This window comes from Thermomonas paludicola, assembly GCF_024498955.1.
Lineage (GTDB): Bacteria > Pseudomonadota > Gammaproteobacteria > Xanthomonadales > Xanthomonadaceae > Thermomonas > Thermomonas paludicola.
In genome coordinates this window covers 1,597,713-1,620,339 of the sequence record NZ_CP093311.1, presented here as the reverse complement: position 1 = coordinate 1,620,339, position 22,627 = coordinate 1,597,713, and the positions used below count along the sequence as shown (strand labels likewise).

Genomic DNA, 22,627 nt, shown 5'->3' with positions numbered 1-22,627 from the left:
GATGGATTCGGCAATCCTGATCTCCAAGACACAACTCGTGCTGGTCGTGCTGCTGCCGCTGATCGGCAGCATCCTGGCCGGTCTGTTCGGCCGCCGGATCGGCCGTGCCGGCGCGCATACCGTCACCATCCTTGGCGTGGCCGCCAGCTGTGCGCTGTCGGCGCACGTGCTGTGGCAGCTGCTGCAGGGTGCCTCGACGTTCAACGAAAACCTCTACACCTGGCTGCAGGCCGGCGACATCTCGGTCAACGTCGGCTTCATGGTGGACAAGCTCACCGCGATGATGATGGTGGTGGTGACTTTCGTCTCGCTGCTGGTGCACATCTACACCATCGGCTACATGGCCGAGGATGACGGTTACACGCGCTTCTTCAGCTACATCTCGCTGTTCACCTTCAGCATGCTGATGCTGGTGATGAGCAACAACTTCATGCAGCTGTTCTTCGGCTGGGAAGCGGTGGGCCTGGTGTCCTACCTGCTGATCGGCTTCTGGTACAAGAAGCCGACCGCGGTGTTCGCCAATCTCAAGGCGTTCCTGGTCAACCGCGTCGGCGACTTCGGCTTCCTGCTGGGCATTTCCGGCGTGCTGTACTGGATCGGTTCGCTTGACTATGGCACCGCATTCGCCCATGCCGACGCGATCAAGGGCATGTCGGTGGAGATCCTGCCGGGCCATGCGTGGGCGGTTCCCACGGTGATCTGCATCTGCCTGTTCATCGGTGCAATGGGCAAGTCGGCACAGGTGCCGCTGCATGTGTGGCTGCCGGACTCGATGGAAGGCCCGACCCCCATCTCGGCGCTGATCCATGCCGCGACCATGGTGACCGCCGGCATCTTCATGGTGGCGCGCATGTCGCCGCTGTTCGAGCTGTCGCCGACTGCGCTGGAGTTCGTCCTGTTCATCGGTGCCACCACGGCGTTCTGGACCGGCCTGATCGGCATGGTGCAGAACGACATCAAGCGCGTGGTGGCGTATTCAACCCTGTCGCAGCTCGGCTACATGACGGTGGCGTTGGGCGTCTCCGCCTATTCGGCCGCGGTCTTCCACCTGATGACCCATGCCTTCTTCAAGGCGCTGCTGTTCCTCGGCGCGGGCAGCGTGATCATCGGCATGCACCACGAGCAGGACATGCGCAAGATGGGTGGCCTGCGCAAGTACATGCCGATCACCCACATCACCATGTGGGTGGGCACGCTGGCGCTGGTGGGGACGCCGTTCTTCGCCGGTTTCTATTCCAAGGACACCATCATCGAGGCTGCGGCCGAACATGCGGCCAACTCCGCGAGCTGGGTGGCGCAGTACGCCAACTGGGCGGTGTTGTTGGGCGCGTTCGTGACCAGCTTCTACAGCTTCCGCCTGCTGTACCTCACCTTCTTCGGTGAAGAGCGCTTCAAGCAGAACCAGCACGCGCACGGCCACGACGCGCACCACGACGACCATGGCCACCACGGCGCGCATGTGCCGCACGAGTCGCCATGGGTGGTGACACTGCCGCTGGTGTTGCTGGCGATTCCGTCGGCGCTGATCGGTTTCATCACTGTCGGGCCGATGCTGTTCGGCACCGACATGCTGGGGCATGCCAGGCAGGCGCCGTTCTTCGAAGGCGCGATCCGCGTGCTGCAGGAAAACGACGTCGTCGCCAAGTTGGCCGAAGAGTTCCACGGGCCCATCGCATTCGCGCTGCACGGCTTCATGGCGCCCGCGTTCTGGTTGGCGCTGGCGGGCTTTGCTCTGGCGACCCTGCTGTATCTGGTCAAACCGGAATTGCGCACGGGCATCACCCGCGCGCTGGCCGCGCCGATCCGTTTGCTGGAGCGCAAGTACTACATGGATGACCTGTGGATTGGTGGCCTTGCCGGCGGCAGCCTGAAGCTGGGCAAGGTGTCCAGCGAGATCGACAGCAAGCTGATCGACGGCGTGGCGGTGAATGGCAGCGCCAACCTGGTCGGCATGGTGGCGGCAATGGTGCGCAAGGTGCAGACCGGCTACCTCTACCACTATGCGTTCGCAATGATCCTTGGCCTGGTCGCCTTGCTGGCGATGACCAAGTACTACTGGCAATAAGCCGGAACCGACGACGAGATGGATACCGCAAGCGTGACCCAATGGCCCCTGCTTAGTCTGCTGATCTGGCTGCCGATCCTCGGTGGCGTGTTCTCCCTGCTTGCCGGCAACAAGCGGCCCGAACTGGCGCGCTGGGTGGCGCTCGGTTTCGCGCTGTTGGCCTTGGCGCTGACGATCCCGCTGTTCACCGGCTTCGACATGGGCACGGCGGCGATGCAGTTCGTCGAACAGCGCGCGTGGATTCCGGCCTATGACATCCAGTACCACCTGGGTGTCGATGGACTGTCGGCTCCGCTGATCGGCCTGACCACGCTGCTGGGCGTGCTGGTGCTGGTCGGCGCATGGGGCTCGGTTGACAAGCGCGTGGCACAGTATTTCGCGTGCCTGATGATCCTCGAAGGCGTGATGGTCGGCGTGTTCTGTGCGCTGGACTCGATGCTGTTCTACGTGTTCTTCGAGGCCATGCTGATCCCGATGTTCATCGTGATCGGCGTGTGGGGTGGCCCTCGCCGCATCTATGCCTCGCTGAAGTTCTTCCTGTACACCTTCCTCGGCTCGGTGTTCATGCTGGTCGGGCTGATCTACCTGTACCTGAAGGGCGGCAGCTGGCAGATCGCCGACATGGCCGCGCTGCCGCTGACCATGACCGAACAGACGTGGTTGTTCTTTGCCTTCTTCGGCGCGTTCGCGATCAAGGTGCCGATGTTTCCGGTGCATACCTGGCTGCCCGACGCACACGTGGAGGCGCCGACCGGCGGTTCGGTGATCCTGGCCGCGGTCATGCTGAAAATCGGTGGCTATGGTTTCCTGCGCTTCACCCTGCCGATCGTGCCCGATGCGGGCCACGAGTACGCCTGGCTGATGATCACCTTCAGCCTGATTGCAATCATCTACGTCGGCATGGTGGCGCTGGCGCAGGCCGACATGAAGAAGCTGATCGCCTATTCGTCGGTCGCGCACATGGGCTTCGTGATCCTGGGCACCTTCATCGCGTTCTCGCTCGTCCGCGATCAAGGCTTGGGCGATACCGCCCGCCTTGGCCTGCAGGGTGCAATGGTGCAGATGATCAGCCACGGGTTCATTTCCGGCGCGATGTTCTCCTGCGTCGGCGTGCTGTACGACCGCATGCACACCCGCATGATCAAGGACTACGGCGGCGTGGCGAAGGTGATGCCGTGGTTCGCGTTGTTCTGGGTGTTCTTTGCCATGGCCAACTGTGGCCTGCCGGGCACCAGCGGCTTCGTCGGTGAATTCCTGGTCGTGCTGGCCAGCTTCCAGCACAACCCGCTGATCGGCCTGGGCGCTGCGCTGACCCTGGTCATCGGCGCGGGCTATTCGCTGTGGCTGACCAAGCGGATCATCTGGGGCGACGTGGGCAATGCGCACGTGGCCAAGCTCGACGACATCAACGCGCGGGAATGGATCGTGCTGGGCGTATTTGCCGCCTTCACCCTGGCGCTGGGTGTGTATCCCAGGCCGTTGACCGACCTGATGGAGCCTTCCATCGCGCAACTGGCGGGCCAGCTCGCCGCGACGAAACTCTGAGGACATGACGACGATGCAGGCCACTCTCGCCATGCCGGCAATCACCGAATTGCTGCCGTTGATTCCCGAACTTGCGCTGGTTGGCGCCGCGTTCGCACTGCTGATGCTGGATTTGTTCCTGAAGGACAGCCAGCGCGCGGTGACGCACGTGCTTTCCGTTGTCAGCCTGCTGGTGGTGGCGGGGCTGCTTGTCGCTGGCGTTGGCGCGGGCGATGGCAGCCCGGTGCTGAACGACATGTTCCTGCGCGACACCATGGCGGATGTGCTGAAAATCGCCACGTGCGTGATTTCCGCGCTGGCGCTGCTGTTCGTATGGCCTTACCTGCGCGAGCGTGGGCTGTACAAGGGCGAAGTGTCGGTGCTGATGCTGTTCGCCGTGCTCGGCATGATGCTGCTGATCTCGGCCGGCAGCCTGATCATGGTCTATCTGGGCCTGGAGCTGCTGGCGCTGAGCTCGTACGCGCTGGTGGCCATTGACCGTGACAGTCCGCTGGCTTCGGAAGCGGCGATGAAATACTTCGTGCTGGGCGCACTGGCGTCCGGCCTGCTGCTGTACGGCATGTCGCTGGTCTACGGCGCTACCGGCAGCCTGGACCTTGCCACCATCCGCACAGCCGCGCCTGACGTCGCGCAGCCGCTGTTGCTGCTGACCGGCGTGGTGTTCATGATCGCCGGCATCGCCTTCAAGTTCGGCGCCGCCCCGTTCCACATGTGGTTGCCGGACGTCTATCACGGCGCGCCGACCCCGATCACCCTGTTCATCGGCTCTGCGCCCAAGCTGGCCGCATTTGCCATGGTGGTGCGCCTGCTGGGCTTCGGTGCCGCGCCGCTGGCCGAGCAGTGGCAGCCGATGCTGGCCGTGCTGGCGGCGTTGTCGCTGGTGGTGGGCAACGTGATCGCGCTGATGCAGGCCAACCTCAAGCGCATGCTGGCCTATTCGACGATTTCCCACGTCGGCTTCCTGTTCCTTGGCTTGGCCGGTGGCGGCGCGGAAGGCTATGCGGCATCGATGTTCTATGCGATCAGCTATGCATTGATGGCGACTGCGGCGTTCGGCGTGATCGTGCTGCTGGCGCGGCGCGGCTTCGAAGCCGATCGCATCGAAGACTTCAAGGGCCTGAACGCACGCGACCCGTGGACTGCCGGCATGGTGCTGTGCGTGATGGCCTCGCTGGCCGGCATCCCGCCGTTCCTCGGTTTCTGGGCCAAATTGGCGGTGCTGCGCGCGGCCCTCAACGGCGGCATGCTGTGGCTGGCCATCGTCGGCGTGGTGTTCGCGGTGATCGGCGCGTTCTACTACCTGCGCGTGATCAAGGTCATGTACTTCGACGAGCCGGTGGGCGAGCCGGTGCTGCCGCGCGATGACCGCCTGCTGCGCCTGGTCTTCGGCGTCAACGCGCTGGGCCTGTTGGTGCTGGGCGTGTTCTGGAACCCGTTGATGGCGTGGTGCCAGCTCGCGTTTGCCTGAACGCAGATTGCAAAGAATCGTACGAAATGGCTTGCGTAAAAATGCGCTTGCCGGCATAATCTCGCTTCTGCTGCGGGGTGGAGCAGTCTGGCAGCTCGTCGGGCTCATAACCCGAAGGTCGCAGGTTCAAATCCTGCCCCCGCTACCAAGTTTCAGCACTGTCGATTTCAGTGTCGGGCTCGGGCTCGCGAAAGTATCTCCAGACTTTCGCAATCCAGCGTCATCGGAAAAGGGCCCAATGGGTCCTTTTTCGTTTCTGGCGTCTGTGTTCCACGGGTTTTCAGGGTTTTTCAGCAGGCATGACGTGACAGACAAGGCCGACGAAATTTCCGCGCTGCTTTCGCCCACCGTTGCATCGATGGGCTTGGAGCTGCTCGGCATCGAATACCTGCCCTCGCCGGGTGGTGGCGCGGTGCTGCGCCTGTACATCGACGTGCCGGCAAGCGAGCAGGCCGTTCGCCATGTGGGCATCGAAGATTGTGAGTCGGTGAGTCGCGAGGTGTCGGCGCAGCTGGATGTCGCCGATCCGATCACCGGCAACTACACGCTCGAAGTGTCGTCGCCAGGGCTGGATCGCCCGCTGTTCGGCGCGGCGCAGTTCGCGCGCTTCGTGGGCGAATGCGCGAAGGTGACGCTGAAGCTGCCGCAGGACGGGCGGCGCCGGCTGCAGGGCGAGATTCTGCGGGTGGACGGCAACGCCATCGTGTTCGGCCTGGACGGCAGCGAGTTTGAAATCGATGCCGGCAACGTGGACAAGGCGAAGCTGGTGCCCGACTGGGTGGCGCTTGGGCTTGCGCCGGCACAGGATAAGTCCGGGCGCGACGTGCGGCCCGGGAAACGGAAAAAGCCGGCGGGCAAGACGCCTGCGGCGAAGAATCATCCAACCAACAAGACGGCGGCCGGCGGGCCGCTTGATGCGGAGTAAGTGGCATGAGCAAGGAACTGTTGCTGGTCGTCGATGCGGTTGCGGCCGAGAAGGGGGTGCCGGAGTCGGTCATCCTGGAGGCGATCGAGGCCGCACTGGCGTCTGCGGCCAAGAAGCGCTATGCCGACGAAGACGTGCTGGTGCGCGTGCAGATTGATTCCAAGGACGGCAGCTACGAAACGTTCCGCCGCTGGGAAGTGGTGGCCGACGACGTGGTGATGGAGTCGCCGGATCGCCAGGTGCGGCTGATGGACGCGCTGGACGAAAGCGATGACGTCGAGGTTGGCGACTACATCGAAGAGCAGATCGAGAACCCCGATTTCGGTCGCATCGCGGCACAGGCCGCCAAGCAGGTGATCGTGCAGCGCGTGCGCGAAGCCGAGCGCGCGCAGGTGGTGGACGCCTGGAAGGATCGCGTGGGCGAGCTGGTGACCGGCGTGGTCAAGCGCGTCGAGCGCGGCAACATCTACGTGGACCTGGGCGGCAACGCCGAGGCGATCATCGCCAAGGACAAGGGCATCCCGCGCGACGTGTTGCGCACCGGTGACCGCGTGCGCGGCTACCTGTTCGATGTGCGTTCCGAGCCGCGTGGCCCGCAGCTGTTCATCAGCCGCGCCGCGCCGGAATTCATGATGGAGCTGTTCAAGCTGGAAGTGCCGGAAGTCGGCCAGGGCCTGGTGTCGATCATGGGTTGCGCGCGCGACCCGGGCGACCGCGCCAAGATCGCGGTGCTGGCGCATGACAACCGCACCGATCCGATCGGCGCCTGCATCGGCATGCGCGGTTCGCGCGTGCAGGCGGTGACCAACGAGCTCAACGGCGAGCGCGTTGACATCATCCTGTGGAGCGACAACCCGGCGCAGTTCGTGATCAACGCGATGGCGCCTGCGGAAGTGCAGTCGATCATCGTCGATGAAGACAAGCATTCGATGGACCTGGCGGTGGCCGAGGACAATCTGGCCAAGGCGATCGGCCGTGGCGGCCAGAACGTGCGCCTTGCCAGCCGCCTGACCGGTTGGCAGCTCAACGTGATGACGGCCGATCAAGTACAGGCCAAGTCCGAAGCCGAGCAGACGGCTGCCCGCCAGCTGTTCATCGACAAGCTGGAAGTGGACGAGGAAATCGCCGGGATCCTGGTGGCGGAAGGCTTCACCACGGTGGAAGAAGTCGCCTACGTGCCGGTTGGCGAATTGCTGGCGGTCGAGGGCTTCGACGAGGACATCGTCGAGGAACTGCGCTCGCGCGCCCGCGACGCCTTGCTGAATGACGCGCTGGCGGCCGAGGAAGGGCTGGAGGATCAGCGGCCGGCCGAAGACCTGTTGTCGCTCGCGGGGATGGATGAGGCCACTGCCTATGCGCTGGCCGAGCGTGGCGTGCGCACTCGCGAGGAGTTGGCCGAGATGGCCACCGACGAAATCGCCGATGTCGAGGACATGGGTGACGAGCGCGCCGCAGCACTGATCATGGAAGCGCGCAAACACTGGTTCGAATAAGTATTGCCCCCGGCGGGCCAGCGCCCGCCCTACAATCTGCTCTATCCAGCCGCACGCGTTGCGGCCAAAGGCACCGGAAACCGAATGTCGCAGCAAACCACTATCCGCAAGCTCGCCGAACTGGTGAATACACCGGTCGAAAAACTGCTGGAGCAGCTGGCCGAGGCCGGCATGAAATTCAGCGGCCCCGATCAGGTCATCACCAGCGCCGAGAAACTGAAGCTGCACGGGTTCCTGCGCCGCGCGCATGGCAAGGCTGACAAGCCCGCCGACGAGGCGATTGCGCCGGGCAAGATCACCCTGAACCGCAGCCGCAAGCAGGAAATCACCGTGGGCGGCGGCGGCAAGACCGGCCGCGGCCCTGGCACCATCGAGGTGGTGACCCGCAAGAAGATCACGCTCAAGCCGGGCGCGGGCCGCCCCGGCTCGGCCAGCGAGGACATGGACGCCGAGCGCGCCGATGCCTTGCGCAAGCTGGAAGAGTCGCGGGCGCGCAACGTGGCCGAGCAGCAGGCGCTGGCTGAGAAGGATCGCCAACGCGCGGCTGAACAAGCCGAGCAGCGTCGTCTGGCGCAGGAAGAAGCGGAGCGCGTGGCTGCAGAGGCCGTCGTCGCTGCCGAAGTCGTGCTGGATGAGGCTGGCAAGGCCAAGACCCACGGCCATGGCCATGCCCATCCCAAGCCAGCGGCGCCGGTGCGCGAGGCCGACAAAAGCGCGGCCCACAAGGGCAAGCCCGCGCACCGCGGCTCGCACGTCATGCAGACCGGGGTCGAGGACGACGACAGCACGGTGCGTTTCGCCGGGCAGTTGCACTTGTCGGCGTCCGATCGTGCCCGTCGCAGCAGCAGTGCGCGCGGCAAGGGCAAGCCGGGCGGCCGGCGTTCTCCTGACCAGTCGCGTACCGGCAGTGGCTTTACCCGGCCCACGGCACCGGTCGTGCGCGAGATCGCCATCGGCGAAGCCATTACCGTGGCCGATCTGGCGCAGAAGCTGGCGCTGAAGGGCGGCGATGTGGTCAAGGCGCTGTTCAAGATGGGCGTGATGGCCACCATCACCCAGACCATCGATTTCGATACCGCCGTGCTGGTGACCGAGGAGTTGGGCCACAAGGCGGTGTCCGCCGATGCCAACGACGCCGAGTCCGAGTTGCTGGCGCACACCGAGGAAGTCCAGGGCGAGCGGCAGCAGCGCCCGCCGGTGGTCACCATCATGGGGCATGTCGATCACGGCAAGACTTCGTTGCTGGACTACATCCGCCGAACCAAGGTGGCGACCGGCGAAGCTGGCGGCATTACCCAGCACATCGGTGCCTACCATGTGGAAACGCCGAAGGGCGTGATCAGCTTCCTCGACACCCCCGGCCATGCCGCATTTACCCAGATGCGCCAGCGTGGCGCCAGGCTCACCGATATCGTGGTGCTGGTGGTGGCGGCCGACGACGGCGTGATGCCGCAGACGGCCGAAGCGATCCAGCACGCCAAGGCGGCCAAGGTGCCGCTGATCGTTGCAATCAACAAGATCGACAAGTCCGATGCCGACCCGTCGCGGGTCAAGAGCGACCTGCTGACGCACGACGTGGTGTCCGAGGAGTTCGGCGGCGACGTGCAGATGGTCGAGTTGTCGGCGAAGACCGGCCAGGGCGTGGATGACCTGCTGGACGCCATCCTGCTGCAGTCCGAAGTGCTGGATCTGCAGGCGGTATTCGAGGGGCGCGCCACCGGCGTGGTCATCGAGTCCGCGCTGGACAAGGGGCGCGGCCCGGTTGCCACGGTGCTGGTGCAGCAGGGCAGCCTGGCGAAGGGCGATTATCTGGTGTGCGGCATCCAGTATGGGCGCGTGCGTGCCTTGTTCGACGAGACTGGCGGACAGGTGCAAAGCGCCGGGCCGTCGATCCCGGTGCAGATCCTCGGCTTGTCCGGCGTGCCGGAGGCAGGTGACGACTTCGTGGTCGTGGCTGATGAACGCCTGGCCAAGGACGTGGCCCAGCAGCGTGATGCCAAGCGTCGCGAGCTGCGGCTGGTGGCTTCGGCGGGCAACCGCATGGAAGACATCCTGGCGCAAATGGGCGAGGGGGCTGGCCAGCTGGCGCTCAACCTGGTGGTCAAGGCCGACGTGCACGGCACCATGCAGGCGCTGCGCGAGGCATTGATCGGGTTGTCGAACGATCAGATCAAGATCAACGTGATCGGCTCTGGCGTGGGCGGCATCACCGAGTCGGATGCGCAGCTTGCCGCGACGTCCAAGGCCACCGTGATCGGCTTCAACGTGCGTGCGGACGCATCCGCACGCAAGGTGATCGAGGGCAATGGCGTCGACCTGCGTTATTTCTCGATCATCTACGACGTCATCGACCAGGTGAAGCAGATCGCGTCCGGCGTGCTGGGCAAGGAAATCCGCGAAGAAATCATCGGTACGGCGCACGTGCAGCAGGTGTTCCGTCATTCGAAGTTCGGCTCGATCGCCGGCTCGGTGGTGGTGGAAGGCCATATCCGCCGCGGCAAGCCGGTGCGCGTGCTGCGTGACGACACCGTCATCTTCTCCGGCGAACTGGATTCACTGCGTCGCTTCCAGGAAAACGTGGATGAAGTGCGCAACGGCACCGAATGCGGCATCGGCGTGAAGGGTTACGACCAGGTCAAGCCGGGCGACAAGATCGAGTGCTTCGAGCGCATCGAGGTACAGCGCACGCTGTAAGGCGAGCACATGGCCATGGCACGGAAATCCTTTCATCGCACCGACCGCGTGTCCGCCCAGCTCCGTCGCGAGCTGGGCACGCTGGTGCACGAATTCGTTCGCGAACACGGGCTGACCTCGACCAGCGTGTCCGACGTCGAGGTCACCCGCGACATGGCGCATGCCAAGGTGTTCGTGACCGTGTTGCTGGCGGAGCGTGCGGCGGAAACGGTCAAGGCCCTGAAGGCGCTGGCTCCCGAGATCCGCTACCAGCTGGCGCACGCGGTGAAAATGCGGCACGTGCCGGAATTGCATTTCCACTACGACGAATCGGTGGATCGCGGCGAGCGCATCGACAACCTGCTGCGCGACTTGCGCACCAGTGACGATTCCGACTAGCCGGCCGGCTTCGCGCGCACGGCGCGAGCGCACGGTATTCCGCCGGCTGGACGGCATCCTGCTGCTCGACAAGCCGCAGGGCTTGTCCTCCAACCAGGCCCTGCAACGCGTGCGGCATCTGTTCCGCGCCGAGAAAGGCGGGCATACCGGGAGCCTGGATCCGTTGGCCACCGGCTTGTTGCCGGTCTGCTTCGGCGAGGCCACCAAGATCGCCGGCGGCTTGTTGGGCGCGCGCAAGGCTTATGAAACCGTGGCTCGGCTGGGCATCGTCACCGATACCGACGATGCCGATGGCCATGCGCTGCGCGAGCGGCCGGTGCCCGCACTGTCCATCGACGTCATCGATGCGGCACTGCGGCAGCTGACCGGCCGCGTCCGCCAGCGCCCGCCGATCTATTCGGCGCTCAAGCGTGGCGGTGAGCCGCTGTACGCCAAGGCGCGGCGCGGTGAGCACATCGAGGTGGAGGAACGTGACGTCGACGTGCATGCCTTCGAACTGCTGAATGCGGCCGATCTGCTGGATGCGGGCACCCCGAATCTGCGACTGCACGTGGAGTGCGGCTCTGGCACTTATGTGCGCAGCCTGGTGCGCGATCTTGGTGAACTGCTCGGCTGCGGCGCGCACGTGGCCCAGCTGCGTCGGCTGTGGGTGGACCCGTTCCGCGAACCGAAGATGTGGACGCTGGAGGCGCTGCAAAGCCTGCTGGAGCAGGCTGGCGAACATGTGCTGGATGCCTGCCTGCTGCCGATCGAGGCGGGGATGGCCTCGTGGCCGGGGGTGCGGGTGAATACTGCACAGGCGCAACGACTGGGGCGTGGGCAGGGACTGCACGGCCCCTATCCGGCCTGCGGGCAGGTGGCGATTCTGGACGAATGCGGCCGCGGGCTGGGCTTGGGCGAGGTGAATGCCGACGGCGGGCTGCGCCCGGTGCGCCTGTTTCGCTGGGCGGTGGCCAACGCTGCCCCGGCTGCGTAAGCGCGGCATTCCTCTGCACGAGCACGCGAATTGCCCGCAGGCAGCAGCCCGGGCTATAATTCCGGCGCTCACCTGAGCGATTTCACTGAAATTCCTTTCATTCACACGGCGAGCCGTGCGGTGCAGGCGGTCACTTCCGCCCGTTCCTGCCGGCCACGCGACGACGAGGCAAGCATGTCCATCGACACCCAGAAAGTCATCAACGAACACAAGCGCGGCGACAACGACACCGGCTCTCCGGAAGTGCAGGTCGCCCTGCTGACCGCTCGCATCGAGCAGCTCAGCGAGCATTTCAAGGCGCACAAGCAGGATCACCACAGCCGGCGCGGCCTGCTGATGATGGTCAACCGCCGCCGCAGCCTGCTCGACTACCTGCACGGCAAGGATGCGGGGCGTTACAGGGCGCTGATCGGCAAACTCGGCCTGCGTCGCTGATTGAATACCCGCCGCGGCGCAGGAATGCGCCGCGGTTCGTTTTTGTGCGGCCGAAATCATTCATCGCGGCAATGCCGCATTCCCGCATCGCCTGGCGATGCAGCGCAGACAAGCGGGGCTTGCCTGCGTTGACGAAGCAAGACATCGAAGGATTCCCAAGTGGCGAAGATCAGCAAAACTTTCCAGTACGGCAAACACCAGGTCACGCTTGAAACCGGCGAGATCGCACGCCAGGCCGGCGGCGCGGTGATGGTGAGCTGCGACGGCACCGTGGTGCTGTGCACCGCCGTTGCCGCCAAGACCCAGCGCGAAGGGCAGGACTTCTTCCCGCTGACCGTGGATTACCAGGAGAAGTTCTACGCCGGTGGCCGCATCCCGGGTGGCTTCTTCAAGCGTGAAGGTCGCGCGACCGAGAAGGAAACGCTGACCAGCCGCCTGATCGACCGCCCGCTGCGCCCGCTGTTCCCCGACGAATTCCGCAACGAAGTGCAGGTCATCGCCACGGTGATGTCGCTGAACCCGGAAGTGGATGGCGACATCCTGGCGCTGCTTGGCTGCTCGGCTGCCGTCGCCCTGACCGGCGCCCCGTTCCAGGGCCCGATCGGTGCGGCCAAGGTCGGGTACGTGAACGGCCAGTACGTGCTCAATCCCGGCGTCAGCGAGCTGAAGGAATCGCAGCTGGAGCTGGTGGTTGCCGGCACCAAGGATGCCGTGCTGATGGTCGAATCGGAGGCCGCCGAGTTGTCCGAAGACGTGATGCTGGGCGCGGTGATGTTCGGCCACCAGCAGATGCAGGTCGCCATCGACACCATCAACGCGCTGGTCGCGGAAGCCGGCAAGCCGAAGTGGGATTGGCAGGCGCCGGCGAAGGATGACGCCATGATCGCCGCCCTCGAGGCTGCGGTTGGCGGCAAGCTGGCGGCCGCGTTCCAGGTCCGCGACAAGCTGGAGCGCAAGGACGCGATCTCCGCGCTGAAGAAGGCCGTGATGGCCGAGCTGGCGCCGCAGATCGAGGCCAACGGCTGGAAGGCCGCCGACGTCTCGAAGGAATTCGGCGAGCTGGAATACCAGACCATGCGCAACTCGGTGCTGGCCACCAAGGTCCGCATCGACGGCCGCGCGCTGGACACCGTGCGCCCGATCTCCTCCAAGGTCGGCATCCTGCCACGCGTGCACGGCTCCTCGCTGTTCACCCGCGGTGAGACGCAGGCGATCGTGGCGGTTACCCTGGGCACCGCGCGCGATGGCCAGATCATCGATGCCGTGGGCGGCGAGTACAAGGAACACTTCCTGTTCCATTACAACTTCCCCCCCTACTCGGTGGGCGAAGCCGGCCGCATGATGGGCCCGAAGCGCCGCGAGATCGGCCATGGCCGCCTTGCCAAGCGCGGCGTGCTGGCGGTGATGCCGACCATGGAAGCGTTCCCTTACACCATCCGCGTGGTCTCGGAAATCACCGAGTCCAACGGTTCCTCGTCGATGGCCTCGGTCTGCGGCAGCTCGCTGGCGCTGATGGACGCAGGCGTGCCGGTGAAGGCGCCGGTGGCCGGCATCGCGATGGGCCTGGTCAAGGAGGCCAACGACTTCGTGGTGCTGAGTGACATCCTCGGCGACGAGGATCACCTGGGCGACATGGACTTCAAGGTCGCCGGCACCAGCAACGGCATCTCCGCGCTGCAGATGGACATCAAGATCCAGGGCATCACCGAAGAGATCATGAAGGTCGCGCTGGCGCAGGCCAAGGCCGGTCGCCTGCACATCCTCGGTGAAATGGCCAGCGCACTGACCACGCCGCGCGCCGAGCTGTCGGACTACGCGCCGCGCCTGCTGACCATCAAGATCCATCCGGACAAGATCCGCGAGGTGATCGGCAAGGGCGGTTCGGTGATCCAGGCGATCACCAAGGAAACCGGCACCCAGATCGATATCCAGGACGACGGCACCATCACCATCGCCTCGGTGAACGCGGCCGCCGGCCAGGCCGCCAAGTCGCGCATCGAGCAGATCACCAGCGACGTCGAGCCGGGCCGGATCTACGAAGGCAAGGTCGCCAAGATCATGGACTTCGGCGCGTTCGTGACCATCGCCCCGGGCAAGGACGGGCTGGTGCACGTGTCGCAGATCTCCAACGATCGCGTCGAGAAGGTGGGTGACGTGCTGAAGGAAGGCGATCTGGTCAAGGTCAAGGTGCTGGAAGTGGACAAGCAGGGCCGCATCCGCCTGTCGATGAAGGCCGTGGAAGAAGGCGAGGGTGCGGCTGCCTAAGCCGCGCTTGCGCCATCGCTTCAACGCAAAAAGCGGGCTTCGGCCCGCTTTTTGTTGGTGCCGGCAACGCGCTTATTCGGCGGGTTGCTCGTAGCGCCCCGGTCGCGGATTGAGCGTGCCGCACTGGCTGCACGTGCGCAGGTGGTCGTCGCGGTAGAACGTCTCGAACACGCGGAAGAAATCCTGCTCGATGTCATGCAGGTGGAAGAACTCCGCGTACAGCTTGTGGTTGCAGCCCACGCAGAACCACATCAGCGCGTCGTCCTCGTGCGGCAGGCGTTTGCGCTCGATCACCAGGCCCACCGAGTTCTCCATCCGCTGCGGCGAATGCGGCACGCGCGGCGGCAGGTAGAACACCTCGCCGGCGCGGATCGGGATGTCGCGCGCGGTGCCGCGCTCGCCGTCGAAGTCTTCCTGCACGCGCAGCACCATCTCGCCTTCCAGCTGGAAGAACCACTCGGGGCCTTCCTCGAAGTGGTAGTCGGTGCGCGCGTTCGGCCCGCCGACGATCATCACGATGAAGTCCTCCTGCACGATGCACTTGTTGCCTACCGGCGGCTTCAGCAGGTGGCGGTGTTCCTCGATCCAGGCGTGCAGGTTGAAAGTGGCGGGCAGCATGTCAGGGGGCCTCGCTGGTAGTGGATTCGCGGCGCAGTTCCTCGATGGTCGGCGCGGCGGCGCGGACCGGCAGGCCCATCTCTTTGGCCGCCTCGGCGACGTGGGCGAGTTCTTCGGCCAGCGTGTGCCCGACCATCGCCTTGCGCTCCTCGTCGGTCACCGCGTCCTTCGCCACCGGATACAGGTACAGGCCCTTGGCGTCGCCCTTGTACTGGGTGCCGTACCACTGCGGCTGCAGCTGCCGCATCAGCAGCCGGTCCCAGCTCGCGCCGACCAGCCAGCGGTAGTGGGAATCGTCCGGCGCCTGCGCCATCGCGAGGGTGGCGAGCGCGTTCGCGAGGCGGTAGTCGGCCAGCGAATCGCCGTGCTGGAAGACCATCGCGGCGTGGTAGTGGTCGGCGGCGGAACGCACCACGCCGGCCTCCAGCAGCGCCTGGACGCGCGCCTTGCGCGCCTGGTCGCGCGGGCCGACGGCGTTCCAGTCGATGTCGGCGGCGTCGCGGTCGGCCTGATCCTGCCGGAACAGCTGCGCCAGTTCGGGATTGTCGGTCGGCTTGAAGGGTTCGGCGACGGAGGCGGTGCCGGCCGCCGCCAGCAGCAGGACGAACAGGATGGAGGTCATGGGCGGCTCCCGAAAGCGGCGACGCACTTCAGCTCGATGGCGATCGGCGTGGGCAGCGCGGTGATGCCCACGGTGGTGCGGCAGGGCGCGCTGGCGGCGTCGGGGAAGTGCTCGGCCCAGACCGCGTTGTACGCCTTGAAGTCGCGCGCCATGTCGGTGAGATAGACGGTGACGTCGACCAGGTCGTCCCAGCGCGCGCCGCTGGCTTCCAGCACCGCGCGCACGTTGGCCAGCACCGCGCGCGCCTGCGCTTCGATGTCGTAGCTGCGCACCCGCCCGTCGGCGAAGTAGTCGTTGCCGGGGATCGAATCGTCGGAGGGATTGCGCGGGCCGATGCCGGACAGGAACAGCAGGTCGCCGACGCGGCGCGCATGCGGATAGTGGCCCACGGATCCGGGGGCCGCTGCCGCGTGGATGCTGCAGCTCATGCATGCACTCCACGGCGCTCGCCTACGCCGGAAATGGCCCAGGCATACACGGCCTCCAATGCTTCCGGCGAGTCCACATCCATGCCCAGTTCGCGCACCTTGCCGTCGGCGAGGCTGTACACCCAGCCGTGCACGGCCAGTTGCTGGCCGCGTGCCCAGGCATCGCCGATCACCGTGGTCAGGCACACGTTCTCGGCCTGCTCAATGGCATTGAGTTCGCACAGCGCATCGTGGCGTTGTTCTTCCGGCAATGTTTCGAGCAGAGCCGCGTGCTTTTGCGCAACGTCGCCGACGTGGCGAATCCAGTTGTCGGCCAGCCCCAGTCGCGTGCCGTGCATGGCGGCGCCCACGCCGCCGCAGCCGTAATGACCCACCACCAGGATGTGGCGCACCTTGAGCACATCCACCGCGAACTGGATGGCGGACATGCAGTTGAGATCGGTATGCACCATGACGTTGGCGATATTGCGATGCACGAACACCTCGCCCGGTGCCAGCCCCATGATCTGGTTGGCCGGCACCCGCGAATCCGAACAGCCAATCCAGAGGTAGTCCGGCGCCTGCTGCTTTGACAGGCGTTCGAAGAAGGTGGGGTCTTCGCGGGTCACGCGTTCGGCCCAGGCGTGATTGTTTTGCAGCAGCGTGTCGAGTTCTTTCTTCATGGGAAGCCTTGTCAGGAATTGGCGGGCAGGGCGATGCAGACGTTGCGTGGTTCGGTGAAGAAGCGCATCGCGTCCAGGCCGCCCTCGCGACCAAGCCCGGATGCGCCGGTGCCGCCGAATGGCGTGCGCAGATCGCGCATCAGCCACGTATTGATCCAGACGATGCCAACCCGCAGATCGGCGGCGAGGCGGTGTGCGCGTGCGAGGTTGTTGGTGAACACCGAGGCCGACAGGCCGTAATCGCTGGCATTGGCCAGGGCCAGTGCCTCGTCGTCGCCATCAAAAGGCTGCAATGTGGCGACTGGGCCGAAGATTTCGTCGCGATTGGTCGCGCAGTCCGGGCCCAGGCCTTCGATCACGGTGGGCGCAATGAACCAGCCGGCGCGATCCACGGCATCGCCGCCGCAGAGCACACGCCCGCCTTCGGCGCGCGCGCGTTCGATGGCCGCCATGACCTTGTCGAAATGCGCCTGCGAGACCATCGGGCCGAGCTGCGTGCCGGCCTCCAGCGGCGCGCCGAGGCGCAGCGCGCGGGCGCGTTCGACGAAGGCGTTGCGGAAGTCCGCGTAAATCGTCCGTTCGACCAGCAGGCGCGAACCGCACAGGCAAATCTGCCCGCTGTTCTGGAACGCGCTGCGCACCAGCGTGTCGAGGTGCGTGCGCCAGTCGCTGTCGGCAAACACCAGCGTCGCATTCTTGCCGCCCAGTTCCAGCGACACTTTTTTCAGCAGCGGGCCGGCCAGCCCGGCGATGCGCCGGCCCACCGCGGAGCTTCCGGTGAACGACACGGCTTTCACGTGCGGATGCATCACCAGCGGCTCGCCCACCTCAGGGCCCAGCCCGTGGACGATAGTCAGCACGCCCGGCGGCAGGCCGGCGTCCAGCGCCAGTTCACCCAGCATCGTTGCGGTGGCGGGCGTGATTTCCGAGGGCTTGGCGACCACCGTATTGCCGGCAGCAAGCGCCGGTGCGATCTTCCAGGTGAACAGGTACAGCGGCAGGTTCCACGGACTGATGCAGGCCACCACGCCCAACGGTTGGCGCAGGGTGTAGTTCAGCCCGGCTTCGCCGTGGTGCGATTCGCTGGAAAACTGGGTGGCGGCATGGGCGAAGAAGCGCAGGTTGGACACTGCGCGCGGGATCTCGACATCGCGGGCCAGCGCCAGCGGCTTGCCGCCGTCCACGGCTTCGGCGCGGGCGAAGTGTTCGATGCGTGCGTCCAATGCATCGGCCAGCCGTTCCAGGTGGCGCGCGCGTTCGCTGTTCCGCAGCCCGGACCAGGCTGGCGCCGCAGCGCTGGCGGCGGCAACGGCGGCATCCACATCGGCCGCATTGCCGGCGACAACCTGCGCGTAGGGCTGCGCGGTGGCGGGCTCGAAGACGGGTAGCCAGCGCGAGTTGGCAGTCTCATCGCAGGCGGCACCGATGACGTGTCCGAAGCGTTGCATGCGCCGAGTTTACCGTGCGCCGTGTTTGCGGCGCATCGCGTCAGTCCGTTTGGCAGTGCGGGCAAAGGTACATCGGCCGCGAATGGTGGGTGATGCGCAGCAGCGAGGTCCCGCAGGTCATGCAGGGCAGGCCATCGCGCTTGAACACGCGAAAGCGGAAGCTGCCTTGCCCTTGCGCCAGATAGTCGGCACGCATGCCCGCAGTGGGCTCGATGCCGCGTGTCGCATAGCTGTGGCGCGGGATCGCCAGCAGCGCCTCGGCAAGCCGCATGGTGTGCGCTGCATCCAGGTCACAGGGGCGGCGGGCCGGATGCAGCTTTGCATCGAACAACACTTCGGCGCGCAGGTAGTTGCCCATGCCGGCCAGAAAGCCTTGATCCAGCAGCAGGCTGCCCAGTGCCCGGCCGCGAAACGCAGGGCGTTGCAGGCGCGCCGCCACGGCCGCGGCATCCAATGCCGGGTCGAGCACATCGGGGCCCAGCCTGCGCAGAAAAGGATGGGCTTCGATCTCGTCGCTGCGCCACATCGAGATGTCGGAGGCCGAATACAGCAGGATGCTGGCATGTGCGGTCTCCAGCGCGACGCGCAGGCTGCGCGTGCTGGCAGGGCGCTGGCCCGGCAGCGTCACCCTCCACACGCCGTACAGCTGGTTGTGGCTGTACAGCGTCCAGCCCGATTCGAATGCGGTCAGCAGCGCCTTGCCGCGCGGGGTGATGGAGAGAATGCGCTGGCCCGGCAGCTCGCGCTCGAAGCGCTTGAGCGCCGGGAGCGCGAACTCGGCGCATAGCAACGGCTGGCCCACCACTGCTGCGGCCAGTCTGTCAGCGGCGCGGCGGATTTCCGGGCCCTCGGGCACGGCGTCAGATGGACTGCATGCGGCCCCCGTCCACTGCCAGCGACTGGCCGTTGACGTAGGCCGCTGCCGGCGAACACAGGAAGGCAATGACGCCGCCGATTTCGCCGGCTTCGGCGAACCGGCCCACCGGAACGCTGGCAAGCATGGCCTGCGCCACCGCGTCCTGGGACTTGCCGGACGCGGCGCTGCGATCGATCAGGATCTGCTCCAGCCGGCGGGTGCGGGTGTAGCCGGGCAGCACGTTGTTGACGGTGATGCCGTCACTGCCCAATTCACGCGACAGCGTCTTGGCCCAACTGGCCACCGCACCGCGAATGGTGTTGGACACGCCGAGATCGGGAATCGGCTCATACACCGAGGTGGAAATCACGTTGACGATGCGCCCCCAGCGCGCCGCGCGCATGCCGGGCAGCAGCGCCTGCAGCAGGGTTTGGTTGGCGATCAGATGTTTGTGGAACGCATCCACATAGGCATCGATGCTCGCCGTGTGTGCGGGCCCGCCCGGCGGGCCGCCGGTGTTGTTGATGAGGATATGCAGCGGCTGTCGCGCGGCACGCGCCTCCACCGCCGCGCGCAGCGCAGCGGCATCCGCCATGTCCACGGCCAAATAGGTATGGGTTTGCCCCTGCGCTTGCGGCAATGCAGCGGCAGCGTCGCGCAGCGCACTTTCGCGGCGCGCCAGCAGGGTGATGCTGGCGCCCAGTGTGGCCAACTCGATGGCAGCAGCGTGGCCGATGCCTTCGGATGCGCCGCAGACCAGCGCGTGTTGTCCGGCAAGATCGAGAAGCATGCGGCCTCCGTGGTGTTGCCTTGCGGGCGTGCAGAACGCGTCCGCATGAAGTGCAAAAGCCCGCAGGACGCGGGCTTTGGGTGTTGCCTTGGTGCCGGAGGGGGGACTCGAACCCCCACGCTTTTAAGGGCGGCGGATTTTGAGTCCGCTGCGTCTACCGATTCCGCCACTCCGGCGCGGGGACGCAGTATAGCCGAGCGAAGCGCTTACGCGACTTTGTCTGCAACAAATTCTGCCGCCGGCAGCATGCGCAGGAAGCCGGCGACGGCGAGGCCGAACCGCTCGGCATCGACCAGGAAGGCGTCATGGCCCTGCGGCGAGGGCATCGGCAGGAAGCGGGTATCGCAGCCGGCGCGGCGCAGTCCGTTGGCGATTTCCTCCTGCTGCTGGATGGGGAACAGGATGTCGGTCTTCACGCCGAGCACCAGCGCGCGCTCCACACCCTCGATGGCGGCGAGCCCGCGCACGGTGTCGCCGTCGTGGCATTCGCCCAGATCGAACCAGTCCATCGAGCGGCTGAGATACAGGTAGCAATTGGGGTCGTAGCGGTGCACGAAGCGGCGGGCGTGTGCTTCCAGATAGCTCTCCACCTCGAATTCCAGCCCGAACGGCTCGTCGTCCCCGCGCCGGTCGGCGTCCAGCCGCACGCGCCCGAAGCGGCCATCCCACTCCAGCGCCGAGCGGTAGGTGACCACGCCCAGCTTGCGCGCCATGCGCATGCCGTTTTCGGGGTACTGGGTGTCGCTGTAGTCGCCGTTGTTCCAGTGGGCATCCAGCCGGATTGCCTCGCGTTGCAGCGAACGAATGGCGATGGAAAACGGCAGTGCGCGCGCGGCGCCGCAGATATTGATGTGATAACGGGCGATGCCGGGATGGCGCGCCAACAGCGCCAGCGCGGTCATGCCGCCCATCGAATTGCCCACCACGCAAGCCAGCCGGGTGATGCCCAGTTCACGTACCAACACTGTGGCCGCGTCGGCGCCGTCTTCGACCGACAGTTCCGGGAACTCCAGACGGTAGGGCGCGCCGTTGGCCGGGTTCGGCGATGCCGGGCCGGTGCTGCCCTTGCAGCTTCCCAGCGCGTTTGCGCAAATCACGAACCAGCGGCGGGTGTCGATGGGCTTGCCGGGGCCGACCATCCACTCCCACCAACCGGGTGCGGGGTTGTCCGTGTTTGCCGCCGCGTGTGCATCCGGTGACATGCCGGTGAGGATCAGGATGGCGTTGGACTGGTCGTCATTGAGCTGGCCCCAGGTCTCAAAGGCGAGACGTGCGCCATGCAAGGCGCCGCCGCGCTTCATCGGAAACGGGGAGGGAAGGTCAACCCAGCGGGTGCCGGGCGGGATGAATTCGGCCATGGCGATGCGATGATGAAAACCAGAGAGCCATCATCCCCCTTGCGGGGGCAGGCGATCATGCCGTTTGCGCATGTCGCCATGCCATCTTCAAGGTCCGGGTGCGATCACCAATGCCACTGGCCCCTTCGTCGGCAGCGTGACCCGAACCGGCTTGGATTCCAGGTCATCGGCCTGCCGCTCGGCGCTGCCGCTGGCAGACACGCGCGCCACCAGCTCGATTTCCCGCATTTGCGAGAGCTTGAGGGTCGGCATCGGGCTGTCGGCGTCGCTCAATTCGGCGGTGAACGGCAGGTCTGATAGCGCATGTTTCTGCGCCGCCACCGGCATCGGCATGCCGCCCGGTTGATGCACGATCACGAAGACGCTGGCCTCGGGCTGCAGGCGAATGCGCGCTGCCAGTGCCGGGTCCAGCGTGACCGTCACCGTGAGCAAGGTGGGTTGCTTGGCGGGTTCTGGCAGCGGTGGCAGATTGGCCTGTGCGCGCGCGGCGTTGATTTCCTTGCGCAGGCTGGCGGCGGTGGGTGCGTCCACCTGCGCCAGCAGCGGTGCCCAGGTCGCGGCGGCTTCGGCGTTGTTGCCGGCCTGGCGCTGGGCCACGCCGAGGAACCAGCGTGCGCGTTGATGATCGGGATTGGACGCCAGCGCTGCGTTCAACAGCGCCAGTGCCTGTGCATCGAACGCGTGGCCGGCATCGGCCAAGGCGCGGGACTGCGCCGCCTCGACCAGGATGTCGGCATTGCCCGGCGCAAGTCGGGCGGCCTTGGCGAAGGCATCGCGCGCGCCGGCGGGGTTGTCCATGCGCAGATAGGCCTGCCCCAGCAGCGCCCAGCCGTCGGCCTGTTGCGGGTCGCGGGCCAGCGCGGTCTTGAGCTGGGCGACGGCTTCTTCCAGCGTTTGCGGCGCGTGCCGCACGGCCGGGTCAAGCGCCTGCGGCGTGCCCTCCAGCCGATACAGCAGGGCCGTGGACAACAGGGTGAGGATGCCGACGCCCACGGCCACGCCGCGCGCCTCACGCCATAGCGGACGCAGCAGCACGGCGAGCACGAGCAGGCACAGCAGGGCGGCGATTGCGATGAAGGCGGCCATCACCACTCCTGTGCGTCGTCGGGGATGGCGGTGCCGGGCTTGCGCCGCCGCACGATGACGATCACCGTGCCCGCGCCCAGCAGCAACAGCAAGGCGGGGCCGGCCCACAGCAGCCACGTGCTGCGTTCCAGGCGGGGCTGGTACAGCACGAATTCGCCGTAACGCTGCACCAGATAGTCCTTGATCTGGTCGTCGCTCCTGCCCTGGCGCATCAGGTCCAGCACTTCGCGGCGCAGTTGCAGGGCGATCAGCGCGTTGGAGTCGGCCAACGATTGGTTCTGGCACATCACGCAGCGCAATTGCAGGGTCAGTGCGTGGAAGCGGGCTTCCTCGGCGGCGCTGTGGAATTGCAGCGGCGCGGCGTCGGCCTGCTGGTTGGCCTGGGCGAAGGCGGGCAGCGCGATGAATGAGAGCAGCAGGCAGGCGGAGAGCAGGATCGCCTTGCCGTCCTTCCCGCGCAGGCGGGAGTCGCTGTTGTCCGGAGCGCGGGAAGTCAACGCGGAGCGCGATTCCCG

The 22,627-nt window shown here is 66.0% G+C and carries 20 protein-coding genes and 2 tRNA genes; 11 read left to right on the top strand and 11 right to left on the bottom strand.

The genetic code is table 11. From position 1 onward, the window contains the following. Position 1: 1 nt before the first annotated feature. The 11 genes from nuoL (at position 2) to pnp (ending at position 14,244) form a co-directional block, all read left to right on the top strand. Entirely contained in the window at positions 2-2,065 is a 2,064-nt protein-coding gene (nuoL, locus tag LIW09_RS07500; RefSeq protein ID WP_256645028.1) for an NADH-quinone oxidoreductase subunit L, read from the top strand. 33 nt (positions 2,066-2,098) lie between these two features. Further along, complete coding sequence (locus LIW09_RS07495; protein WP_256645027.1) at positions 2,099-3,610, top strand: NADH-quinone oxidoreductase subunit M; 1,512 nt, start codon at positions 2,099-2,101, stop codon at positions 3,608-3,610. A gap of 4 nt (positions 3,611-3,614) precedes the next feature. Beyond that, positions 3,615-5,078 (top strand): NADH-quinone oxidoreductase subunit NuoN, encoded by a 1,464-nt coding sequence (nuoN, locus tag LIW09_RS07490; protein WP_256645026.1) that lies wholly within the window; start codon positions 3,615-3,617, stop codon positions 5,076-5,078. A 71-nt stretch (positions 5,079-5,149) separates the two neighbouring features. After that, a tRNA-Met gene (locus tag LIW09_RS07485) sits at positions 5,150-5,226 on the top strand. A gap of 156 nt (positions 5,227-5,382) precedes the next feature. Further along, positions 5,383-6,003: a ribosome maturation factor RimP gene (locus tag LIW09_RS07480; RefSeq protein WP_256645025.1), complete on the top strand. Its 621-nt coding sequence runs from the start codon at positions 5,383-5,385 to the stop codon at positions 6,001-6,003. A gap of 5 nt (positions 6,004-6,008) precedes the next feature. Beyond that, positions 6,009-7,496, top strand: a complete 1,488-nt coding sequence (nusA, locus tag LIW09_RS07475; protein WP_256645024.1) for a transcription termination factor NusA — start codon at positions 6,009-6,011, stop codon at positions 7,494-7,496. An 84-nt stretch (positions 7,497-7,580) separates the two neighbouring features. Next, positions 7,581-10,190 carry a translation initiation factor IF-2 gene (infB, locus tag LIW09_RS07470; RefSeq protein ID WP_256645023.1) on the top strand — a complete coding sequence of 870 codons (2,610 nt, stop codon included), beginning with the start codon at positions 7,581-7,583 and terminating at the stop codon, positions 10,188-10,190. 15 nt (positions 10,191-10,205) lie between these two features. After that, positions 10,206-10,568, top strand: a complete 363-nt coding sequence (gene rbfA, locus LIW09_RS07465; RefSeq protein ID WP_256645022.1) for a 30S ribosome-binding factor RbfA — start codon at positions 10,206-10,208, stop codon at positions 10,566-10,568. Further along, a complete protein-coding gene (truB, locus tag LIW09_RS07460; protein WP_256647181.1) occupies positions 10,558-11,544 on the top strand; it encodes a tRNA pseudouridine(55) synthase TruB in 987 nt (328 codons plus the stop codon). Before rbfA ends, truB begins: the two co-directional genes overlap by 11 nt. A gap of 174 nt (positions 11,545-11,718) precedes the next feature. Beyond that, positions 11,719-11,979, top strand: a complete 261-nt coding sequence (gene rpsO / locus LIW09_RS07455) for a 30S ribosomal protein S15 (protein WP_256645021.1) — start codon at positions 11,719-11,721, stop codon at positions 11,977-11,979. Positions 11,980-12,138: 159 nt separating this feature from the next. Then, positions 12,139-14,244: a polyribonucleotide nucleotidyltransferase gene (gene pnp / locus LIW09_RS07450; RefSeq protein ID WP_256645020.1), complete on the top strand. Its 2,106-nt coding sequence runs from the start codon at positions 12,139-12,141 to the stop codon at positions 14,242-14,244. A gap of 72 nt (positions 14,245-14,316) precedes the next feature. Here pnp and LIW09_RS07445 read toward each other — a convergent pair whose 3' ends face one another. The 11 genes from LIW09_RS07445 to LIW09_RS07395 form a co-directional block, all read right to left on the bottom strand. Next, on the bottom strand, positions 14,317-14,862 hold the full coding sequence (locus LIW09_RS07445; RefSeq protein ID WP_256645019.1) for a 3-hydroxyanthranilate 3,4-dioxygenase: 546 nt from the start codon (positions 14,860-14,862) through the stop codon (positions 14,317-14,319). Between the two features lies 1 nt (position 14,863). Next, entirely contained in the window at positions 14,864-15,484 is a 621-nt protein-coding gene (locus LIW09_RS07440; RefSeq protein ID WP_256645018.1) for a hypothetical protein, read from the bottom strand. Beyond that, positions 15,481-15,912: a RidA family protein gene (locus tag LIW09_RS07435; RefSeq protein WP_256645017.1), complete on the bottom strand. Its 432-nt coding sequence runs from the start codon at positions 15,910-15,912 to the stop codon at positions 15,481-15,483. The genes LIW09_RS07440 and LIW09_RS07435 overlap by 4 nt, the downstream gene beginning before the upstream one ends. Continuing rightward, positions 15,909-16,574, bottom strand: a complete 666-nt coding sequence (gene can, locus LIW09_RS07430) for a carbonate dehydratase (protein WP_256645016.1) — start codon at positions 16,572-16,574, stop codon at positions 15,909-15,911. The genes LIW09_RS07435 and can overlap by 4 nt, the downstream gene beginning before the upstream one ends. Before the next feature lie 11 nt (positions 16,575-16,585). After that, positions 16,586-18,022 carry an aldehyde dehydrogenase gene (locus LIW09_RS07425; RefSeq protein WP_256645015.1) on the bottom strand — a complete coding sequence of 479 codons (1,437 nt, stop codon included), beginning with the start codon at positions 18,020-18,022 and terminating at the stop codon, positions 16,586-16,588. A gap of 40 nt (positions 18,023-18,062) precedes the next feature. Next, positions 18,063-18,878 (bottom strand): endonuclease VIII, encoded by an 816-nt coding sequence (nei, locus tag LIW09_RS07420; RefSeq protein ID WP_256645014.1) that lies wholly within the window; start codon positions 18,876-18,878, stop codon positions 18,063-18,065. Positions 18,879-18,882: 4 nt separating this feature from the next. Further along, the gene (locus tag LIW09_RS07415) at positions 18,883-19,668 is read right to left on the bottom strand and encodes an SDR family oxidoreductase (RefSeq protein WP_256645013.1); all 786 of its coding nucleotides are present in this window, start codon (positions 19,666-19,668) and stop codon (positions 18,883-18,885) included. A gap of 89 nt (positions 19,669-19,757) precedes the next feature. Continuing rightward, positions 19,758-19,844, bottom strand: a tRNA-Leu gene (locus tag LIW09_RS07410). 30 nt (positions 19,845-19,874) lie between these two features. Then, the gene (gene metX, locus LIW09_RS07405; protein WP_256645012.1) at positions 19,875-21,026 is read right to left on the bottom strand and encodes a homoserine O-acetyltransferase MetX; all 1,152 of its coding nucleotides are present in this window, start codon (positions 21,024-21,026) and stop codon (positions 19,875-19,877) included. An 87-nt stretch (positions 21,027-21,113) separates the two neighbouring features. Next, the gene (locus LIW09_RS07400; protein WP_256645011.1) at positions 21,114-22,112 is read right to left on the bottom strand and encodes a tetratricopeptide repeat protein; all 999 of its coding nucleotides are present in this window, start codon (positions 22,110-22,112) and stop codon (positions 21,114-21,116) included. After that, the gene (locus LIW09_RS07395) at positions 22,112-22,546 is read right to left on the bottom strand and encodes a cytochrome c-type biogenesis protein (RefSeq protein WP_425507931.1); all 435 of its coding nucleotides are present in this window, start codon (positions 22,544-22,546) and stop codon (positions 22,112-22,114) included. Before LIW09_RS07395 ends, LIW09_RS07400 begins: the two co-directional genes overlap by 1 nt. Positions 22,547-22,627: the final 81 nt, after the last annotated feature.